The following is a 19,155-nucleotide window of genomic DNA, read 5'->3' as shown; positions in this document are numbered from 1 at the left end:
ACACGAACGGGGTCCTCAGTCCTGTGTGGCGCGCCGCTGCACGCAGGCGATGTAGGCCTCGCCATCCGGCGGCCGGCCCGCGCGCTGCGCCTCCCACATCATGCGGCCCAGGCATTCCATCGCTTCATGGTGCGCTTCGAGCAATGAGTCGCGCCGCGCGGCCAGCAGTTCGACCGCCTGGCGGATGCCGCGCGGCTGATCGATGGAGCACTGCTCGCTGATCGACAGGTGCATCGACAGGTGCAGGAAGGGGTTCTCGCGGCCGTCCTTGCCGTCGTAGACGCGCGTGACTGCCGCGTCGGCATCGGCCAGGTCGGCGTGGTATTCGGGATGCTGGTCGATCCAGCCAGCGGCGATGGTTTCGAGCGCCTCCAGCGGCTGGCCCTGGCGGCTCTTGGCGTAGACGCCGCAGAAGAAGCGGCGTACGTCTTCGGGAGATGGATTGAACATGCGCGCAGCGTATCACCGGGACGCATCGCGGCGGGTTTCACCCATAATCCGCACTGTCGTCCGAGCAGGACGTTAGCGCAACCATCGGAGCTCCCTTCTTGACCCAGCGGAACCAGTCCGGACGAGCCTCGCGACGCGGCAGCGGCGGCATCACGCTGAGCGACGTATCCAAGCTGGCGGGCGTGTCGGCCATCACCGTCTCGCGCGCGCTGAACACGCCGGAACTCGTGACGCCGGAGACGCGCGAGAAGGTGCGCCTCGCGGTCGAACGCACCGGTTACGTGCCGAACCTGCTGGCTGGCGGCCTGGCCTCGAATCGCAGCCGACTCGTGGCTGCGCTGGTGCCGACGATTGCCGGGCCGGTGTTCCTCGAGACCATCCAGGCGCTGACCGAGGCGCTGGCAGACAAGGGCTACCAACTCATGCTCGGCCAGGGCGGCTACAACAACGCGCGCGACGATGCGCTGATCGACGCCATCGTCGGGCGGCGGCCGGACGGCATCGTGCTGACCGGGATCATGCGCTCCGCCGATGGGCGGCGGCGGCTGCTGGCTTCGGGCATTCCGGTGGTGGAGACCTGGGATCTGACGCCCACGCCGATCGACATGCTGGTCGGCTTCTCGCACGAGAGGGCCGGCGCGGCGACGGCGCAATGCCTGCATCGCAAGGGCTACCGGAAGCCGGTGATCGTCACGGGTGACGACCAGCGCGCGAACTTGCGGCGCCAGGGCTTCGAGCAAGCCTGGAAGGGGCTGGGCGGCGATGCGGTACCCGTGCGCGAGGTGCCGGCGCCGACCACGCTGGGCAGCGGGCGCGAGGCCTTGTCCGCGCTGCTGGCGGCGGGCGCGGACATCGACGCGGTGGCGTGCAGTTCCGACGTGCTGGCGCATGGCGTGATCACCGAGGCGCAGGCGCGCGGCATGCGGGTGCCGGGCGACATGGGCGTGATCGGCTTCGGCGACCTGGGCTTTGCGCAGCACGCCCATCCGGCGATCACGACGGTGCGCATCGACGGCACCGGCATCGGGCGGCAGGCGGCACGATTCATCGTCGATCGCGCCGAGGGCCTCGAGGTGGCGGAGAAGGTCGTGGATCTCGGCTTCTCGCTGATCGAGCGGGAGAGCGCTTGACGCACTTCCAGGCTGCGACGCAGCTTCGACCCTGAATTTCCCGGTTGACGTCAACCAACGGACCTGCTTATGATTGAATGACAGCGCTAACATTCAATGCGCAATTCGAGACAAGCCCATGACCACCACCCCACGCAAGAAGCCCGAAGACCTCCGCTCGCACCGCTGGTACGGCGTGAAAGACCTGCGCAGCTTTGGCCACCGCTCGCGCACGGCGCAGATGGGCCTGAGCCGCGACGATTACCTGGGCAAGCCGGTCATCGCGATCCTCAACACCTGGAGCGACATGAACTCCTGCCACACGCACTTCAAGCAGCGCGTGGAAGAGGTCAAGCGCGGTGTCTGGCAGGCGGGCGGCTTCCCGGTCGAGATTCCCACGCTGAGCCTGGGCGAGGCCTTCCAGAAGCCGACCACCATGCTCTACCGCAACATGCTCGCGATGGAGGCGGAAGAACTGCTGCGCTCCTACCCGGCCGACGGCTGCGTGCTCATGGGCGGCTGCGACAAGACCACGCCCGGCCTCGTCATGGGCGCGCTGGCCATGAACCTGCCGACCATCTTCGTGCCCGCCGGTCCGATGCTGCGCGGCGACTACAAGGGCACCTTCCTCGGCTCCGGCTCCGACACCTGGAAGTACTGGGCCGAGCTGCGCGCCGGCAACATCACGGAAGACGACTGGCAGGATGTGGAAGACGGCATCGCACGTTCGCCCGGCACCTGCATGACCATGGGCACGGCCAGCACCATGACCAGCGCCGCCGAAGTGCTCGGCCTGACGCTGCCGGGCGCGTCGTCCATCCCCGCGCCCGACTCGCGCCACGCGATGATGGCCACGCACACGGGCAAGCGCATCGTCGAGATGGTGTGGGAAGACCTGAAGCCGCTGGACTTCCTCACACCGGCATCCTTCGACAACGCCGTGACAGCCGTGCTCGGCCTGGGTGGCTCGACGAATGCCATCGTCCACCTGATCGCGATGGCGCGCCGCGCCAGCGTGCCGCTCGACCTGGCCCGCTTCGACGAACTCGCGCGCAGCACGCCGGTCATCGCCAACCTGCGGCCCGGCGGCAAGTACCTCATGGAGGACTTCTACTACGCGGGCGGCCTGCGTGCCTTCCTGAAGGAGATGGGCAGCCTCATCGACGGCAGCCAGATGACCTGCAACGGCAAGACCCTCGGCGAGAACATCGCGGGCGCCGAGGTCTACAACGCCGACGTGATCCGGCCGCGCAAGGAAGCATTGCTGGAAAGCGGCGGCCTCGCCGTGCTGCGCGGCAACCTCGCACCCGACGGCGCCGTCATCAAGCCGGCCGCGATGGAACAGCACCTGCGCCGCCACACCGGCCCCGCGGTCGTCTTCAAGAACTACGACGACCTGTCCGCACGCATCGACTCGCCCGATTTGCAAGTGACCAAGGACAGCGTGATCGTGCTGCAAAGCGCCGGCCCGCAAGGCGCGCCCGGCATGCCCGAATGGGGCCAGTTGCCGATCCCGCAGAAGCTGCTGAAGGAGGGCGTGCGCGACATGGTCCGCATCAGCGACGCGCGCATGAGCGGCACCAGCTACGGCGCCTGCGTGCTGCACGTCACGCCCGAGTCGCACGTTGGCGGCCCGCTGGCACTGGTGCGCGACGGCGACCTGGTCACGCTCGACGTCGACGCGCGCCGCATCGACATGAACGTCAGCGACGAAGAGCTTGCGAAGCGCCGCGCCGAATGGCAGAAGCCCATCCCCAAGTTCGGTCGCGGCTACGGCGTGATGTTCCTCAAGCACGTGCAGCAGGCCGACACCGGCTGCGACTTCGACTTCCTCGCGCCGGACTACGCACAGGTCGACGGCAAGGGCGAGCCGGAAATCCACTGAATCCAACCATCCAGAAGGACTTGAACAGCATGGAGACAAAACACATGGCGCGCCCGAGAACAGGCACCGCGTTCGGCCGGCTTGCGGCACGGATCGCACTCGCAGCATTGCCTTTCGCGCCCCTCGCCGCCAGCGCGCAGATACCTGAAGGCTGGCCTTCGCGGCCCGTCACTTTCGTCGTGCCTTTCGCGCCCGGCGGTGGCACCGACATCGCGGCACGGCTGCTGTCCGTGCGGCTCGGCAAGAAGTGGGGCCAGTCGGTGGTGGTCGACAACCGCACCGGCGCAGGCGGCATCGTCGGCATGGACGCGGTGGCCAAGGCCAAGCCCGATGGCTATACCTTCCTCATCGGCAACGTGGGCACGCAATCGATCAACCCGTCGCTCTACAAGATGCAGTACGACCCCGACAAGGCCTTCGCGCCGGTGTCGCTGTTCGCGGACCTGCCCTTTGCCTTCGTCATCAATCCCTCCGTGCCCGCGAAGACGCCGAAGGAATTGATCGCACTGGCCAAGGCCACGCCGGACAAGTACACCTTCGCGAGTTCGGGCAGCGGCGGCTCGCCGCACCTCACGGCCGAAACCTTCCAGCAGGCCGCGGGCATCAAGCTCGTGCACGTGCCGTACAAGGGCGGTGGACCGGCCATGGCCGACCTGATGGCCGGGCATGTCGACATGCTGTTCGCCTCCATCCTCGAAACCTCCGGCTACGTGAAGACCGGCAAGCTGCGCGCCCTGGCCGTGACCAGCGCGCAGCGCTCGCCCGCGATGCCCGACGTGCCCACGCTCGCCGAACTGGGCGTGCCCAATGCCGAGTCAGGCTCATGGGTCGCGCTGCTCGCGCCCGCCGGCACGCCGCCGGCGCTGATCGACAAGATCGCTGCCGACATCAAGGAAGTGGTCGCCTCCGAAGACATGCGCCAGGCGCTCATCGCACAAGGCGCCACGCCGCGCGGCACCACGCCGGCGGAATTGCAGAAGACCATCGAGGCCGACAAGGCGCGCTATGGACAAGTGATCAAGGCGCGCGGCGTGCGCGTGGAGTGAGACAACAACATGAACGACTTCAATCCGCAACGCCGCACCCTGCTGCAAGCCGGCGCCGCGATGGTGCTGGGCACACCGCTGCTGGCCGCGGCGCAATCCGCTGAAGCGAACTGGCCCACGCGCGCCATCACCTACGTCGTGCCTTTCACGCCGGGCGGGTCCACCGACGTGATCGGCCGTGTCATCGCGCAGAAGCTCGGCGAAGCGCTGGGCCAGCCGGTGATCGTCGACAACAAGCCTGGCGCGGCCGGTGCGGTGGGCGCGGCCTTCGTTGCCAAGGCCAAGCCCGATGGCTACACGCTCTTCGGCGGCACCATCAGCACGCATGCCATCAACGCCAGCCTCTACAAGAACCTGCCGTACGACCCGGTGAAGGACTTCGATCCGATCTCGCTCGTCGCCTTCCTGCCGAACGTGCTGATCGTCGACCCGAATCTCGGCGTGAACTCGGTGGCGGATCTGATCGCGCTGTTGAAGAAGGACCCGGCCAAGCGCACCTTCGCCTCGTCGGGGGCGGGCACGTCGACCCATCTGGCCGGTGAGCTGTTCGGTGACCTGATCGGCGTGAAGCTCACGCACATCCCGTACAAGGGCACGCCGCCGGCGATGCTCGACGTGTCGTCGGGGCAGGTTACTTTCATGTTCGACCAGGTCACCGCTGCGCTGCCGCTGGTCAAGGCCGGCAAGCTCAAGCTGCTGGCCGTGACCACCGCCAAGCGCATGGCGCTGCAACCTGATCTGCCCACGATGCAGGAGGCCGGCGTGAAAGGCTTCGAGATGGCCTCGTGGCAGGCCGTCTACGCGCCCAAGGGATTGCCAGCGCCCATCGCGCAACGCCTGTCCAGCGAGATCACCAAGATCCTCCAGATGCCCGATGTGAAGGACAAGCTCACCAACCAGCTCGGCATGGACGTAGTGGCCGGCTCGCCTGCGCAGCTCGCGGGGCTGATGCAGAAGGAAATTCCGCGCTGGGGCGAACTGGTGACGAAATCCGGCGCGAAACCCGACTGATCCAACCAACGAACACCCTGATGACCGACACCCAAACCCTCTCCACCGAAGCGCGAGAACTGCTGCGCCACGTCAGCGTCGCGACGCTCTGCACGCAACTCTTCAAGCGCGGCTTTCGCAATGTCTACCTGCAAGGCGTCGGCCGGCTCACCCGGCCCAGCGGCGGCAACCTGGTCGGCCCGGCCTTCACGATGCGCAACATCCCCGCGCGTGAAGACCTCGACCAGATCAGCGCCTTCGACGACCCCAATCACCCGCAACGCAAGGGCATCGAGAGCGTGCCCGAAGGCCATGTGCTGGTCATCGATTGCCGCGGCGAGAAGCGCGTCGCATCCGGTGGCCAGATCCTCACGACGCGGCTCAAGGTCCGCGGCGCGGCGGGCCTCGTCTCCGATGGCCCGGTGCGTGACAGCGGCCCGATCTCGCAGATGGATTTCCCCGTGTATTGCGCCGGCGGCAGCGCGCCCTTGAACCTGATCCATCACCATGCGATCGACCTCAACGTGCCGATCGGCTGCGGCGGCGTCGCGGTGTATCCGGGCGACGTGATCGTGGGCGACGACGAAGGCGTGGTGGTGGTCCCGCAGCACCTGGCCGAAGAGGTGGCCCGCGACGCGACCGAGCAGGAAAAGATGGAGGCCTTCGTGCTTGAGCGCATCGAGGGCGGGGCCAAGCTGGCCGGCACCTATCCCCCCAACGCGGACACCAAGGCCGCCTTCGAAACCTGGCGCAAGGCCAAGGGCATCTGACCCACGCATCGAGGAGCACCACCATGCAACGCAGAACATTCGTCGCTTCGGCGGCAGGCCTTGCCCTTGCCCACGCCATGCCCGCGATGGCGCAAGGCGCGTTTCCTTCGAAGGGCATCACCATCGTCGTGCCCGCCTCGCCGGGCGGCGCCATCGACCTGGCCGCCCGTCTCATCGGACAGAAGCTTACCGAGGCCTGGAGCCAGCCCGTGGTCATCGACAACCGCGCAGGCGCTACCGGCATCATCGGTACCGACCTCGTCGCCAAGAGCCCGCCAGACGGCCACATGCTGGCCCTGGTCGCCAGCAGCCATGCGATCAACCCGAGCATGGTCAAGAAGCTGCCCTTCGATACGGTCAAGAGCTTCGAGCCGGTGGTGCTCACGCACGTCGTGCCGCTGGTGCTGATCGTGTCGCCGGAACTGCCGGTGAAGTCGGTGAAGGAGCTCATTGCCTACGGCAAGGCCAACCCCGGCAAGCTGTCCTTCGCGTCCAGCGGCACCGGCGGCGCGCCGCATTTCTCGGGCGAACTGTTCAAGTCGATGACGGGCCTGGACATGGCGCACATTCCGTACAAGGGCAGCACGCTGGCGCACCCCGACCTCATCAGCGGGCGCACCTCGTTGATGTTCGACACCGTGGCCGCGGCCAACGTGCAGATCAAGGCTGGGCGCCTGCGCGCATTGGCCGTGACGACCGCCAAGCGCTCGTCGGTGCTGCCTGATGTGCCGACGATGCAGGAGGCCGGCGTCGCCGGCTACGAGACCAGTACGTGGGGCGGCCTGCTCGCGCCGGCCGGCACGCCGAAAGCCACGGTCACCAAACTCAACGCCGAGGTCAACCGCATCCTCGCCTTGCCCGACGTGCGCAAGACCTTGCAGGACAACGGCATCGAACCCGGTGGCGGCACGCCGCAGCAGTTCGGCGACTTCATCGGCACCGAGATGGTCAAGTGGGCCAAGGTCGCCAAGGACGCCGGCATCCTGCCCGAATGAAAACCGAAGCAGAGAAACCATCCATGTCCAAGACCCGCGTGCTCCAACACGGCCGGCTGTTGCCCGTCCTCGAACAACGCCTGGCCGAACGCTACGACCTTCACAGCTTGTGGCAGGAGGCCGACCCCGAGGCCTTCCTCGCTGCGCACGGCGGCGAGTTCACTGCACTGGTCACTTCGGCCCGCTTCGGCGCCGACGCGGCCATGATCGCCGACTTGCCGAATCTCAAGGTCATCTCCAGCTTCGGCGTTGGCCTGGAAACGCTGGACCTCGACGCGGCCCGCGTGCGCGGCATCCCGGTCGGCTACACGCCTGACGTGCTGAACGATTGCGTGGCCGACACTGCCTTCGTGCTGGTGATGGACGTGGCGCGGCGCATCAGCGCGTCCGACCGCTTCGTGCGGCGCGGTGAATGGCTCAAGGGGCCGTTTCCGCTCGCGACCAAGGTGTCGGGCAAGAAGCTCGGCATCCTCGGCATGGGCCGCATCGGACGCGTGATCGCGCGCCGCGCATCGGGCTTCGACATGGAGGTGCGGTACCACAACCGTCGGCCGCTCACGGACACCGAGCATGGGTACGAACCGACGCTCAGGAGCCTTGCCGAATGGGCCGATTTCCTCGTGATCGCCAGCGCCGGCGGCCCCGAGACGCGCGGCCTGGTCTCGCGAGAGATCCTCGATGCACTCGGCCCCGATGGCTACCTGGTCAACATCTCGCGCGGCAGCGTGGTCGACGAGAAGGCACTGCTGGAGGCCTTGCAGGACAAGCGCATTGCCGGCGCCGGACTCGATGTGTTCGAGGACGAACCCAATGTGCCGCCGGCCTTCTTCGAACTCGACAACGTCGTGCTGTTGCCGCACCTGGCGAGCAATACGAACGAGACGCGTGCGGCAATGGCGAGTCGGGTGGAGGAGAACCTGGCTGCGGCGCTGGCGGGGCAGGCGATGGTGAGCGCGGCGGCCTGACATATTTCCGTTTGGCTTGAGTTTGCTGCCTCTTGCGGGGGCGCGGCGTCATGTCGGCTCGCTACTATCGCGCCCATGCAAATCAGGGATGCAAGGGCGGGGACTCATGGCAAGCAAGGGACGATCGAGATCGGGGCTTTTGGACAGCGCGGGGGCATGCGCCGGAGCGTGTGGGAAGCTCTCATGAAAGATGCCGACCCTTGGATCCCGCCGCTTCCCGAAGTTGATGCCCAGGGCCGCGTGCTCTCCTTGCGTGATGAGATGGAAGCGTGGGCGGCCGGCAATCCGCTACCGGCGCGATTGCTGCTGCGGTACGGTGAAAACACGCGACGAGATCAATTGACCAGCGCTTTCGTGCGCGCCACTGGCTATGGGTTTGTGGCCCTTCTGCCGTCTGCCGTTTTGGCTGCATGGGTCAAATCCTTCACCTATGCCGGGCGTGGCGGACCGATTGCCTTTTTCGTCAGCCTGCTCGCCGTATGCGTGTGGGGGTTCGTCAAGGACTTCACCACTTCGGGGTTGACTTCGCGATGGGCGAGTTGGCTGGATTTCGAGACCCGATCGTGGCGGTCAAGAGAGAGCTACCTTGACAGCAGGCGGCCGGACAAGACCGCAGAAGTCCCGTTGGATGAACTCGCTTTGGTCTGCTATTTCGAGGGTCCGGACAACCCGAAACCTCACGAAGTGGCAGTCTACAAACTAGCCGATTTCAAGAAGGCCAAGCGCCTTGGCGACCTGCAATGGCTGATCTTTGTGCATCAGTCGAGCGAGGAGGCGGATGCGTTCGCGTTCGCAAAGTGCTTGGCTGGCCTCTGGGGCATTGAATGCTGGGAGTGGATCGGTGGATACACCTCAGAGATTCGTCGGCTGGCCTGAAATTCAGCCGTCGGCGATTCGACTTCTCGATCCGAGGGCACCGCCTCCCAGCGGTTCTGCCCTGTGACGCCTTGGAATGGCGCATCCCAGGGGACCGGCGAATCGGCCACAACAAGGGAAACCATGCCTTCGCGACCCAGGTCGAAAAAGGCCCAATAGCCCCATGACCACGGATTCGCCCACCCTCGACAAGCCCGTCGCCCCCGCCCAACCGGCGCTTCGCCAGGTCACCGACCTGCCCGGCCCGCGCGGCCTCCCGCTGCTGGGCAACCTGCTCCAGCTCGACCCGCCCCGCATGCACCAGCAACTGGAGCAGTGGTGCAAGGAGTTTGGCCCTTTCTTCAAGGTCAAGGTCGGCCGCAGCCATCTGCTGATCGTCGCTGATCACCAGGCCGTCGCGGCCATGCTGCGCGATCGGCCCGATGGCTTCAAGCGCACCACGCGGCTGGAGCAGATCGGCTCGGAAATGGGCCTGAAGCCCGGTGTCTTCGGCGCCAACGACGACGAATGGCGACGGCAGCGCCGCATGGTCATGGCGGGCTTCGACCCGGCGCATGTCAGGGGCTACTTCCCGTCGCTGCAAGGCGTGGCGGATCGGCTGGTCCGGCGCTGGCAAGCCGCCGCGCGCGCCGGCAGTGCCATCGACCTGCAGGCCGACCTGATGCGCTACACCGTCGACACCATCGCCGGCCTGGCCTTCGGCGCGGAGGTCAACACGCTGGAGTCCGATGGCGACGTGATCCAGCAGCACCTCGACAAGATCTTCCCGGCACTCCTCAAGCGCATGGTGTCGCCTTTGCCGACCTGGCGCTTGTTCCCGACGGCTGCGGACCGCCAGCTTGCGCGCGGAATGCAGGCAGTCAACGAAGCCGTGGACGGCTTCGTCGCGCAGGCGCGCCGGCGCATGGAAGCAGACCCCACATTGCGCACCCATCCGCGCAACCTGCTCGAAGCCATGATCGCCGCCGCCGACGAGCCCGGCAGCGGCATCAGCGACCTCCAGGTCTCGGGCAACGTCATGACCATGCTGCTGGCCGGCGAGGACACCACCGCCAACACCATCGCCTGGATGATCGACCTGCTCTGGCGCCATCCCGAAGCGCTGGCACGCGCCACCGAGGAAGTGCGCCGTGTGCTCGGCGAAGCGACGCGCCCGAGCTTCGAACAGGTGGGCCAGCTCGATTTCGTCGAGGCCTGCGCGCACGAGACGATGCGCCTGCGCCCGGTGGCGCCCATCCTCAGCGTGCAGGCGAAGAAGGATGTGGTCGTCGGCGACATCCGGGTGCCGCGGGGCACGGTGGTGGTCAACCTGATGCGGCGCGACGGCGTCAACGAGGCCCACGTGCAGAACGCCGCGACCTTCGCGCCCGAGCGGTGGCTGTCCGACGCCGGGCCCGGCGCGATGGCCGGCAGCGCCAGGCGCACCTCGATGCCTTTCGGCGCCGGCCCGCGCATCTGCCCCGGCCGCTACCTTGCGCTGCTGGAGATCAAGATGGCCATGGCCGTCCTGCTGGGCCGTTTCGACATCGCCAGCATCGACACCCCCGATGGCGGTCCGGCGCGTGAACTGTTGGCTTTCACCATGATGCCGGTGGGCCTTCGCATGCGCCTGCGCGAACGCGCGTCGTAAGCTCGCCGGCCTTTCGGCCAAATTGCGTGGCTTGCCAAAAAGTGACAGTTCTCGAATGTCGCTCGGCGGAGGCGTTCCCGCGCGCGGCGACAATTTGCGCTCTGGCGCAGTGCCGGAGACATCCATCAAATCGAAACAGAGGAGACGAACATGACACAACGCCACTGGGTAGCCGCATACGGCGACGTTCCCGCAACCATCAATCCCGACGCCTACGGTTCCGTTACCGAGATGTTCGAACAGGCCATGAAGAAGTACGCCGCCAAGACGGCGTTCAGCTCCTTCGGCCAGAAGCTGAGCTTTGCCGATGTCGACCGCCTGTCGGCACGCTTCGCCAGCTACCTGCAACGCGAAATCGGCGTCAAGAAGGGCGACCGCATCGCGGTCATGATGCCCAACCTGGCGTCCTTCCCGATCGCCTTCTTCGGCATCGCCCGCCTGGGCGCCGTGCAGGTCAACGTGAACCCGCTCTACACGCCGCGCGAACTGGAACACCAGCTCAAGGATGCAGGCGTCAAGACCGTCATCATCTTCAATGGCTCGACGCCCACGCTCGCCGAGATCATCAAGGAGACCCCGGTCACCACGATCATCACCGCCGCCCCTGGCGACGGCCTGCCGAATTCGGCACTGCCGGCCCCGGCAATCGATGCACGCCTGACCAGCACCCTCTCGATGGGCGACATCCTGGCCGAAGGCAAGCCGACCGACTACACCGCACCGACGATCACCGGCGACGACCTGCTGTTCCTGCAGTACACCGGCGGCACCACCGGCCTGTCGAAGGGCGCGAGCCTGTCGCACCGCAACCTGGTGGCCAATACCGAGCAGTACAAGGCCTTCATGCAATCGACGCTTCGCCCGGGCGAGGACGTCGTGGTCACGGCCCTGCCGCTGTATCACATCTTCGCGCTGATGGTGAACCTGATCACCTACTTCTCGTTGGGTGCGGAGAACTGGCTGGTCGCCAACCCGCGCGACATCGACGGGCTGATCCAGACGTTCAAGGACTCGAAGATGTCGGTGTTCGCAGGCGTCAACACGCTGTATGCGGGCCTGGCTGCGAACCCCAAGCTCAAGGAAGTCGACTGGTCGCATCTGCGCCTCTCGGTGGGCGGTGGCGCCGCGGTGTTCCCGGCCGTGTCCACGCGCTGGCAGGAAGTCACCGGCAAGCTGATCCTGGAAGGCTACGGGCTGTCGGAAACCAGCCCGGTGCTTTCGCTGAACCCGCCCTTCATCAAGGAGTTCTCGGCCACCACCGGCCTGCCCTTCCCGTCGACGGATATCAAGCTGATCAACGCAGACGGCCAGGAAGCGGCGCTCGGCGAATCGGGCGAGATCTGCGCCAAGGGCCCGCAGGTGATGAGCGGCTACTGGGAAAAGCCGGAAGCCAACAAGGCTTCGTTCACGGAAGACGGCTACTTCCGCACCGGCGACGTGGGCGTCTTCGACGAGCGCGGCTACCTGAAGATCGTGGACCGGATCAAGGACATGATCATCGTCTCGGGCTTCAACGTGTATCCCAACGAAATCGAGGCGGTGGCCACCAGCTGCCCCGGCGTTGCCGAGTGCGCATGCATCGGCGTGCCCGACGAGAAGACCGGCGAAGCGATCCAGCTCTTCGTGGTGGCAACGCCCGGCGCCACGGTGACGCCAGAGGCTGTCATCGCGCATTGCCGCACTTCGCTGACGGGCTACAAGGTGCCGAAGGTCGTTCGCCTGATCGACGCGCTGCCCAAGTCGACCGTGGGCAAGATCCTGCGCCGCGAACTGCGCAACGTGCCCGCCGCCTGACGACGGCATCGCGCCATCCGTTGAGGATGGCGCATCATGAATACGCCCCCCTGGCTTTGCCACGGGGGCGTTTTTCATTCCCTCAAAGCATCCGTGAAATCTTCTGCGCCGCCTCCAGCAGCGGCGGCAGCATCGTCTCCTGCATCACCTTGGCGCTGGTGCGGTTCGCCTGCCCGCTGATGTTGAGCGCGGCCACTGCGCGGCCCGAGCGGTTGACGATGGGCGCGGCGATCGAGACCAGTCCTTCTTCCAGTTCCTGGTTCACCAGGCACCAGCGCTGTCGGCGTGCCTGCGCGACCTTGGCAAGCAGCGCATCGATGTCGGTCACCGTGTGTCGGGTGAGGGCCTGCGGTGGCGCTGCATTGAGCCGCGCGCGCACTTCATCGTCGTCCAACTCGGCCAGCAACAGGCGGCCCATCGACGTGCAGTAGGCCGGCAGCCGCGAGCCCACGCCCAGGCTGATGCTCATGATCTTGTGCGTGGGCACGCGCATCACGTAGACGATGTCCGTCGCATCCAGCACGGCGGCGGAGCACGATTCCTGCACCTCCTGCACCAGCGCTTCCATCACCGGCTCGGCGCGGTTCCAGATCGGCATCGACGACAGGTAGGCAAAGCCCAGGTCGAGGATGCGCGGCGTCAGCGCGAAGTGCTTGCCGTCCGATTCCACATAGCCCAATGTTTGCAGTGTCAGCAGGATGCGGCGCGCGCCGGCCCGCGTGAGGCCGCTGGCCGCCGCGACCTCGCTGAGCGTCTGCCGCGGCGCACTGGCGCTGAAGGAGCGGATCACCTCCAGCCCCCGCGCGAAGGACTGCACGTAGGTGTCGCCCGGCTTGGGCGGCGCGTCGTCGTCAGATGTATGGGTTTGTATCAGGGTGGTTGCCATGCGGGATCAATCCTCCTAGAATTCATTATAAGAACAAATGTTCTGTATGCGAACAAGGTGGCGCACAATCAAGAGCAACCAATCGCAACGATCCGTTCAGTGATTTCCCCAAATCCCCCAACAGGAGACAAGCTCACATGATCAACAAGATCGCGCGCTCGGTTGCCGACGCGATGGCCGACATCAAGGACGGTTCCACCGTCCTCATCGGCGGCTTCGGCACCGCCGGCATCCCCAACGAACTGATCGATGGCCTCATCGAGCAGGGCGCCAAGGACCTGACCGTCGTCAACAACAACGCCGGCAACGCCGAGGTGGGCCTGGCCGCGCTGCTGAAGGCGGGCCGCGTGCGCAAGATCATCTGCAGCTTCCCGCGCCAGGCCGACAGCCAGGTGTTCGACGGCCTCTACCGCGCCGGCAAGCTGGAGCTGGAACTGGTGCCACAAGGCAACCTGGCCGAGCGCATCCGCGCGGCCGGCGCCGGCATCGGCGGCTTCTTCTGCCCGACCGGCTACGGCACGCAGCTCTCCGGCGACCGCGAGACGCGCGTCATCGGCGGCGTGCACTACGTGCTGGAGTACCCGATCCATGGCGACGTGGCGTTGATCAAGGCCGAGCGCGGCGACCGCTGGGGCAACCTGGTCTACCGCAAGGCCGCGCGCAACTTCGGCCCGGTGATGGCCATGGCCGCGAAGAAGACCATTGCCACGGTGCACGAGATCGCCGAACTCGGCACGCTCGACCCGGAGACCATCGTGACACCTGGCATCTTTGTCCATCAAGTGGTTCAAATCGAACGCGTGGCGACGCAAGCCGGCGGTTTCAAGAAGGCAGCATGATCATGGCTTACACACGTCGCACCAAGGACCAACTCGCCGCCCGCGTCGCGCAGGACATCTTCGACGGCGCCGTCGTCAACCTCGGCATCGGCCAGCCCACGCTGGTGGCCAACCATCTTCCGGAAGGCCGGGAGGTCATCCTGCAGAGCGAGAACGGCATCCTCGGCATGGGCCCGGCGCCCAAGGCCGGCGAGGAAGACTACGACCTCATCAACGCCGGCAAGCAGCCCGTCACGCTGCTGCCGGGCGGCTCCTTCTTCCACCACGCCGACAGCTTCGCGATGATGCGCGGCGGCCATCTGGACATCTGCGTGCTCGGCGCCTTCCAGGTCTCGGCCACCGGCGACCTGGCCAACTGGCACACCGGCGAGAAGGACGCGATCCCCGCCGTCGGCGGTGCCATGGACCTGGCCATCGGCGCCAAGCAGACCTGGGTCATGATGGACCTGCTGACCAAGCAGGGCGCGAGCAAGCTGGTCCAGCAATGCACCTATCCGCTGACCGGCATCGGCTGCGTCAAGCGTGTCTATTCCGACCTGGCGACGCTCGAGTGCACGCCCAGCGGCCTGAAGCTCATCGACAAGGTCGACGGACTGGAACACGCAGAGCTGGAAAAGCTCGTGGGCCTGCCGATCGCACAATAGGCACGGGACACGAAACAGCCGAACATCCCATACGGACATCCGGCCGCGAAGGGCGCGAAGGTTCCGCGAATCCTTCGCGTTCTCTGCCTCCGGTACCCGCATTTCATTTCACCCCTAGAGAGACATAAAAAATGACGACCCAAGCCTTCATCTGTGACGCCATCCGCACCCCCTTCGGCCGCTATGGCGGCGCGCTCTCCAGCGTGCGTGCCGACGACCTGGGCGCCGTGCCGATCAAGGCGCTCATGGCACGCAACCCGAACGTCGACTGGCAGGCCGTCAGCGACGTGATCTACGGCTGTGCCAACCAGGCCGGCGAGGACAACCGCAACGTGGCGCGCATGTCGGCGCTGCTGGCCGGCCTGCCGCTGGAAGTGGGTGGCACCACCATCAACCGCCTGTGCGGCTCCAGCCTCGACACGCTGGGCACGGCAGCCCGCGCCATCAAGTCCGGCGAGGCCGGCCTGATGATCGCCGGCGGCGTGGAGAGCATGAGCCGCGCGCCCTTCGTGATGCCCAAGGCCGAGTCGGCTTTCGGTCGCGCGAATGCGGTGTACGACACCACCATCGGCTGGCGCTTCGTCAACAAGAAGATGAAGGAAGCCTACGGTGTCGACTCGATGCCCGAGACGGCCGAGAACGTCGCGACCGACTACAAGATCGAGCGCGAGGCGCAGGACCGCATGGCGCTGGCTTCGCAGCAGCGCGCCGTGGCTTCGCAGAAGTCCGGCTTCTTCGACGCCGAGATCACGCCGGTGAGCGTGGCCCAGAAGAAGGGCGACCCGATCATCGTGAGCAAGGACGAGCATCCGCGCGACACCACGATGGAAGCGCTGGCCAAGCTCAAGGGCGTGGTACGCCCCGACGGCACGGTGACCGCCGGCAATGCCAGCGGCGTGAACGACGGCGCCTGCGCGATCCTGCTGGCCGACGAAACCAGTGCCGCAAAGTATGGCCTGACGCCGCGCGCCCGCGTGGTCGGCATGGCCACCGCTGGCGTCGCGCCGCGCGTCATGGGCATCGGTCCGGCGCCGGCTTCGCAGAAGGTGCTGGCGCTGACCGGCCTCACGCTCGACCAGATCGACGTCATCGAACTGAATGAAGCCTTTGCGGCGCAAGGCCTTGCGGTGCTGCGCATGCTGGGCCTGAAGGACGACGACGCCCGCGTCAACATCAACGGCGGCGCCATCGCGCTGGGCCATCCGCTCGGCGCCAGCGGTGCGCGCCTGGCGACCACGGCGGTCAACCAGCTGCACAAGCAGGGCGGCCGCTATGCGCTGTGCACGATGTGCATCGGCGTGGGCCAGGGCATCGCGGTGATCCTCGAGCGGGTGTGAGCCCGGGGGCCCACCCCGAGGCTTCCGTGCCTCGGGGTGGGCCTAGGCTATCGCCTTTCCGAGCTTCAGCAGCATCTGCCCCAGCGGAATCTGGAAGCTGGCCACGACGATGAAAGGCACCGCGATCGGCACGAGGATTTGCAGCAGCACCTTCACCGAGACCGGTGCGAATCGCATCTTCGAGGCCGCGTCGTACATGGCGGCGGCGTCGGCCATGACGCCGATGCCGGGCGCCTCGATGATCGTCTCGTCTTCCACTTCCTCGTGCTTGATCCAGCGGCGGTGCACCAACCGCCCCTGCTTGCCCACCAGTGCCCCGTAGTCCGGCAGCGCCCGTTCCCGCGCCACGAACATGGCCGGCGTGAGCACCAGCAGCGGCATCAGCAGGTACAGCGTCCAGAGCCCGGCGAACAGGAGCGCCGGCAACTGGAACGTCCCGATCAGCGTGCCGTGCACGACGATCTCGTGCGCCCAGCGTGAGGAGATCGTGGCGGACAGCACGAAGCCCACCAGCCCGAAGGCGCGGGGCAACTTGTCGAGGAATCCGAGGCCGCCCGCGCGATCGGGGTGGGTCGGCACAATCGACAGGTCCAGCCTGCCAATGCGCCAGAAGCACCACGTCACCAGCAGGATCCGCCACAGCCAGGCCAGCACCAGCGCCGTGTAGATCGAGTTCGCCACGTAGGCGAACCACCACCCGCCGAAGCCGAGTTTGCCGGACGTATCGACCGCCCAGATCATCGTGTCGTCATGCACCGAGGGCTGAGACGCCACGGCCCAGGCGAGCGCGCCGCCCAGCACGATGATCCACGGCACGGTCAGGTCGCGCACCTTGCGCACCTCGTCGATCAGGCGGTCGAAGGCAGAGTTCGGCCCGGTCGTCACGATCTCGCTCGCCCGGAACTGGTGGATCAGTTGCTGCAGGATGTTCTGCAGCGGCACCTCGGCCACGATCAGCAGCGGAATCGCAAGCAGGCAGCGGACATGGACGCCGTAGTGCCGCAGCAAGGACTCGCCTGCAACCGGCTCACCGCCCATCCGGGACATGGTGGTCGACCAGATCACGATCGGCAGCCAGCTCAGCAGTGCGAGCACGATCGCCCGGCGAAGGATGCCCAGGCTGTTCGGCGGCACCAGCCGCAAGCGGCGCAGCCAGCGCACCGGGAACTCGTTGTCGACGAGCAGGAGGGACTGATCGGAACTCGCTGGAGGCATCGTCTTCCTTCGACATGGTGGCCTCCCGAGGGCAGTCTATAAGCGGGCGCGGCGTCCGTCGATCCCCCAAAAGAAAAGCGCCCGAAGGCGCTTTTGCTTGGCTGGGGCGAAGGCGCAATCAGCGCTTTCCGGCCTTCGCCAGTTGCTTCTGGCGTTGCACCGAATGGTGCTGGCCATAGCCGAAGTAGATGGCCAGGCCGATGGCGAGCCACACGACCAGACGCAGCCAGGTGTCGCCCGGCAGCGCGCTCATCAGGACCAGGCAGAAGATGATGCCCAGCACCGGAATGATCGGCACGCCTGGAACGCGGAAAGGACGATAAGTGTCCTTTTCGCTCTTGCGCAGGTAGATCACCGCGCCGCACACCAGGATGAACGCGAACAGCGTACCGATGCTCACCATCTCGCCCAGGATGTGGATCGGCACCAGGCCAGCGACGATGGCGCAGATGATGCCGATGAAGATCTGGCTCATGTGCGGCGTGCCGTGCACGGGGTGCAGCGTGGAGAAGAACTTCGGCAGCAGGCCGTCGTTGGCGATCGTGTAGAAGATCCGGCTCTGGCCATACAGCAGCACCAGGATCACGGTGGTCAGGCCGGCGAGCGCGCCGAACTTGATGAGCAGCGACAGCCAGGGCTTGCCGATGACGTCCACGCCCAGGGCGATCGGGTCCGGCACGTTCAGCTTGGTGTAGGGCACCAGGCCGGTCAGCACGGCGGCCACGGCCACGTACAGCGCGGTACAGATGATCAGCGAACCCAGGATGCCGATGGGCATGTCGCGTTGCGGGTTCTTGGCCTCCTGCGCCGCGGTCGACACGGCGTCGAAGCCGATGAACGCGAAGAACACCACCGAGGAACCGCGCAGCACGCCGCTCCAGCCGAAGTGGCCGAATTCACCGGTGTTGGCGGGGATGAACGGCGTCCAGTTGTCCTGGTTGACGTAGGCGATGCCGAAGCCGATGAAGGCCACCACGACGATCAGCTTCACGGCCACCATCACGTTGTTCAGGCTGGCCGACTCCTTGGTGCCACGGATGAGCAGCACGGTCAGCGCCATGATGATGAGCGCGGCCGGCAGGTTGAACAGCGCCGTGATGGTCGAGCCGTCCTTCAGCGTGACCGTGCCCGGCGAATGCATGAGCGCCGGCGGCAGGTGGATGCCGAACTGCCCCAGCAGGCTGCCGAGATAACCCGACCAGCCGACGGCCACGGTCGCCGCACCCATCGCGTATTCGAGCACGAGGTCCCAGCCGATGATCCAGGCGGCCAACTCGCCGAGTGTGGCGTAGGTGTAGGTGTAGGAACTTCCGCTGACCGGAATCAGCGCCGCCAGTTCGGCGTAGCAAAGTCCGACGAAGGCACAGGCGAACCCGGCCAGGATGAAGGACAACATGATGCCGGGCCCCGCGTACTGCGCGGCCGCGGTGCCGGTCAGTACGAAGATGCCGGCGCCGATGATGGCCCCGACGCCGATGGCTGTGATGCTGAATGCGCCGAGCGACTTGGGCAGCGTGTGACCGCCTTCCCCGCTCGCGACGATATCGGCCACGCTCTTGCGTGCCGTGTACTGGCTGTTTGCCATTTTTCGTGTCTCCCTGATTTTGTAGATGAGGCGCCGCGGAGGTCCCCGGTGGCGCCCGCGCGGAAGTTAGCACACGCCCCTTGAATTGACGAGTTCCCCGCTCGTACAGGAAACCTTCACTCGACAATCCGTCGTTTGA

17 protein-coding genes are annotated in these 19,155 nt (G+C 66.3%); 13 read left to right on the top strand and 4 right to left on the bottom strand.

Translation table 11 applies throughout. The annotated features are described in order from the left end of the window. Window positions 1-15 precede the first annotated feature (15 nt). Window positions 16-450, bottom strand: coding sequence for a DUF1841 family protein (locus WKW79_RS14400; RefSeq protein ID WP_340335848.1), 435 nt, complete (start codon window positions 448-450; stop codon window positions 16-18). Between the two features lie 98 nt (window positions 451-548). Between WKW79_RS14400 and WKW79_RS14395 the strand changes: the two genes are divergently transcribed. The 10 genes from WKW79_RS14395 (at window position 549) to WKW79_RS14350 (ending at window position 12,510) form a co-directional block, all read left to right on the top strand. Next, complete coding sequence (locus WKW79_RS14395) at window positions 549-1,580, top strand: LacI family DNA-binding transcriptional regulator (RefSeq protein WP_340335847.1); 1,032 nt, start codon at window positions 549-551, stop codon at window positions 1,578-1,580. Between the two features lie 118 nt (window positions 1,581-1,698). Continuing rightward, entirely contained in the window at window positions 1,699-3,444 is a 1,746-nt protein-coding gene (gene araD / locus WKW79_RS14390; RefSeq protein WP_340335846.1) for an L-arabinonate dehydratase, read from the top strand. Window positions 3,445-3,488: 44 nt separating this feature from the next. Beyond that, complete coding sequence (locus WKW79_RS14385; RefSeq protein ID WP_340335845.1) at window positions 3,489-4,490, top strand: Bug family tripartite tricarboxylate transporter substrate binding protein; 1,002 nt, start codon at window positions 3,489-3,491, stop codon at window positions 4,488-4,490. 60 nt (window positions 4,491-4,550) lie between these two features. Continuing rightward, complete coding sequence (locus WKW79_RS14380) at window positions 4,551-5,501, top strand: Bug family tripartite tricarboxylate transporter substrate binding protein (protein ID WP_340336054.1); 951 nt, start codon at window positions 4,551-4,553, stop codon at window positions 5,499-5,501. A gap of 20 nt (window positions 5,502-5,521) precedes the next feature. After that, window positions 5,522-6,250: a ribonuclease activity regulator RraA gene (locus tag WKW79_RS14375; RefSeq protein WP_340335844.1), complete on the top strand. Its 729-nt coding sequence runs from the start codon at window positions 5,522-5,524 to the stop codon at window positions 6,248-6,250. Window positions 6,251-6,273: 23 nt separating this feature from the next. Further along, window positions 6,274-7,245, top strand: a complete 972-nt coding sequence (locus WKW79_RS14370; RefSeq protein ID WP_340335843.1) for a Bug family tripartite tricarboxylate transporter substrate binding protein — start codon at window positions 6,274-6,276, stop codon at window positions 7,243-7,245. A 23-nt stretch (window positions 7,246-7,268) separates the two neighbouring features. Further along, window positions 7,269-8,210 (top strand): 2-hydroxyacid dehydrogenase, encoded by a 942-nt coding sequence (locus WKW79_RS14365; RefSeq protein WP_340335842.1) that lies wholly within the window; start codon window positions 7,269-7,271, stop codon window positions 8,208-8,210. A 183-nt stretch (window positions 8,211-8,393) separates the two neighbouring features. Next, a complete protein-coding gene (locus WKW79_RS14360) occupies window positions 8,394-9,086 on the top strand; it encodes a hypothetical protein (RefSeq protein WP_340335841.1) in 693 nt (230 codons plus the stop codon). 163 nt (window positions 9,087-9,249) lie between these two features. Beyond that, window positions 9,250-10,716 carry a cytochrome P450 gene (locus WKW79_RS14355; protein ID WP_340335840.1) on the top strand — a complete coding sequence of 489 codons (1,467 nt, stop codon included), beginning with the start codon at window positions 9,250-9,252 and terminating at the stop codon, window positions 10,714-10,716. Window positions 10,717-10,866: 150 nt separating this feature from the next. Continuing rightward, a complete protein-coding gene (locus WKW79_RS14350; RefSeq protein ID WP_340335839.1) occupies window positions 10,867-12,510 on the top strand; it encodes an AMP-binding protein in 1,644 nt (547 codons plus the stop codon). Between the two features lie 82 nt (window positions 12,511-12,592). Here the strand turns inward: WKW79_RS14350 and WKW79_RS14345 are convergent, their stop codons facing one another. After that, window positions 12,593-13,396 carry an IclR family transcriptional regulator gene (locus WKW79_RS14345; RefSeq protein ID WP_340335838.1) on the bottom strand — a complete coding sequence of 268 codons (804 nt, stop codon included), beginning with the start codon at window positions 13,394-13,396 and terminating at the stop codon, window positions 12,593-12,595. Window positions 13,397-13,533: 137 nt separating this feature from the next. Here WKW79_RS14345 and WKW79_RS14340 point away from each other — a divergent pair, with 137 nt between their 5' ends. The 3 genes from WKW79_RS14340 (at window position 13,534) to pcaF (ending at window position 16,216) form a co-directional block, all read left to right on the top strand. Then, entirely contained in the window at window positions 13,534-14,235 is a 702-nt protein-coding gene (locus WKW79_RS14340; protein WP_340335837.1) for a 3-oxoacid CoA-transferase subunit A, read from the top strand. Window positions 14,236-14,237: 2 nt separating this feature from the next. Next, entirely contained in the window at window positions 14,238-14,879 is a 642-nt protein-coding gene (locus tag WKW79_RS14335; RefSeq protein ID WP_340335836.1) for a 3-oxoacid CoA-transferase subunit B, read from the top strand. Window positions 14,880-15,010: 131 nt separating this feature from the next. Next, on the top strand, window positions 15,011-16,216 hold the full coding sequence (gene pcaF, locus WKW79_RS14330) for a 3-oxoadipyl-CoA thiolase (protein WP_340335835.1): 1,206 nt from the start codon (window positions 15,011-15,013) through the stop codon (window positions 16,214-16,216). Between the two features lie 42 nt (window positions 16,217-16,258). Here the strand turns inward: pcaF and WKW79_RS14325 are convergent, their stop codons facing one another. Both WKW79_RS14325 and WKW79_RS14320 read right to left on the bottom strand, forming a co-directional pair. Further along, window positions 16,259-17,431: a hypothetical protein gene (locus tag WKW79_RS14325; RefSeq protein WP_340335834.1), complete on the bottom strand. Its 1,173-nt coding sequence runs from the start codon at window positions 17,429-17,431 to the stop codon at window positions 16,259-16,261. Between the two features lie 118 nt (window positions 17,432-17,549). After that, window positions 17,550-19,016: an amino acid permease gene (locus WKW79_RS14320; protein ID WP_340335833.1), complete on the bottom strand. Its 1,467-nt coding sequence runs from the start codon at window positions 19,014-19,016 to the stop codon at window positions 17,550-17,552. Window positions 19,017-19,155 lie beyond the last annotated feature (139 nt).

The sequence above is a fragment of the Variovorax robiniae genome (assembly GCF_037889955.1).
Taxonomy (GTDB): Bacteria; Pseudomonadota; Gammaproteobacteria; order Burkholderiales; family Burkholderiaceae_C; genus Variovorax; species Variovorax robiniae.
The sequence above is the reverse complement of the archived record's forward strand: the minus strand, read 5'-3'. Positions and strand labels throughout refer to the sequence as shown.

Bases quoted from the DNA above. Each gene is read 5' to 3' on its own strand.
- pcaF (WP_340335835.1), top strand. From the start codon at position 15,011: ATGACGACCCAAGCCTTCATCTGTGACGCCATCCGCACCCCCTTCGGC.
- WKW79_RS14370 (WP_340335843.1), top strand. From the start codon at position 6,274: ATGCAACGCAGAACATTCGTCGCTTCGGCGGCAGGCCTTGCCCTTGCC.
- WKW79_RS14385 (WP_340335845.1), top strand. From the start codon at position 3,489: ATGGCGCGCCCGAGAACAGGCACCGCGTTCGGCCGGCTTGCGGCACGG.
- WKW79_RS14325 (WP_340335834.1), bottom strand. From the start codon at position 17,431: ATGCCTCCAGCGAGTTCCGATCAGTCCCTCCTGCTCGTCGACAACGAG.
- araD (WP_340335846.1), top strand. From the start codon at position 1,699: ATGACCACCACCCCACGCAAGAAGCCCGAAGACCTCCGCTCGCACCGC.
- WKW79_RS14320 (WP_340335833.1), bottom strand. From the start codon at position 19,016: ATGGCAAACAGCCAGTACACGGCACGCAAGAGCGTGGCCGATATCGTC.
- WKW79_RS14375 (WP_340335844.1), top strand. From the start codon at position 5,522: ATGACCGACACCCAAACCCTCTCCACCGAAGCGCGAGAACTGCTGCGC.
- WKW79_RS14335 (WP_340335836.1), top strand. From the start codon at position 14,238: ATGGCTTACACACGTCGCACCAAGGACCAACTCGCCGCCCGCGTCGCG.
- WKW79_RS14360 (WP_340335841.1), top strand. From the start codon at position 8,394: ATGAAAGATGCCGACCCTTGGATCCCGCCGCTTCCCGAAGTTGATGCC.
- WKW79_RS14380 (WP_340336054.1), top strand. From the start codon at position 4,551: ATGGTGCTGGGCACACCGCTGCTGGCCGCGGCGCAATCCGCTGAAGCG.
- WKW79_RS14355 (WP_340335840.1), top strand. From the start codon at position 9,250: ATGACCACGGATTCGCCCACCCTCGACAAGCCCGTCGCCCCCGCCCAA.
- WKW79_RS14350 (WP_340335839.1), top strand. From the start codon at position 10,867: ATGACACAACGCCACTGGGTAGCCGCATACGGCGACGTTCCCGCAACC.
- WKW79_RS14345 (WP_340335838.1), bottom strand. From the start codon at position 13,396: ATGGCAACCACCCTGATACAAACCCATACATCTGACGACGACGCGCCG.
- WKW79_RS14365 (WP_340335842.1), top strand. From the start codon at position 7,269: ATGTCCAAGACCCGCGTGCTCCAACACGGCCGGCTGTTGCCCGTCCTC.
- WKW79_RS14400 (WP_340335848.1), bottom strand. From the start codon at position 450: ATGTTCAATCCATCTCCCGAAGACGTACGCCGCTTCTTCTGCGGCGTC.
- WKW79_RS14340 (WP_340335837.1), top strand. From the start codon at position 13,534: ATGATCAACAAGATCGCGCGCTCGGTTGCCGACGCGATGGCCGACATC.